1 protein-coding gene is annotated in these 433 nt (G+C 68.6%); it reads right to left on the minus strand.

Annotation, left to right across the window (positions count from 1 at the left end; translation table 11 throughout):
- A partial coding sequence (locus MOV75_RS41950) for an NAD(P)/FAD-dependent oxidoreductase (protein ID WP_247008760.1) occupies nt 1-433 on the minus strand: 433 nt, incomplete at both ends.

Genomic DNA, 433 nt, shown 5'->3' on the forward strand with positions numbered 1-433 from the left:
GGGATGGCCAGGAATGGTCAGGTCGTCTTCGACCTGCACGCGTCCGGCGCGATCGCTAGGTGCGCCCAGCCACTCGGCAGCTGGCGAGGCGCGCACGCCGGCGGCCCAGATCCGTGTCTTTGCCTCGAGCAGTCTGCCGCCGAACACCACACCCTCGCGGTTGATCTCGGTCACGGGCAGCCCCAGCACGACTTCAACGCCGATTTTCTCCAGTGAGGCCTGCGCATAGGCCGAGAGATCGTCGGCAAAGCCCGCAAGCACGCGCGGCCCCGCCTCAATCAGCACGACGCGCGCCTTGGTCGTGTCGATGTTGCGGAAATCGCCGGGCAAGGTGTGGTGCGCCATCTCCGCGATGGTGCCGGCGAGCTCGACGCCGGTGGGGCCGGCACCGACTATGACGAAGGTCAGCCGCGCCGCGCGCTTCTGCGGATCG

The sequence above is a fragment of the Bradyrhizobium sp. PRIMUS42 genome, from assembly GCF_023006515.1.
Lineage (GTDB): Bacteria > Pseudomonadota > Alphaproteobacteria > Rhizobiales > Xanthobacteraceae > Bradyrhizobium.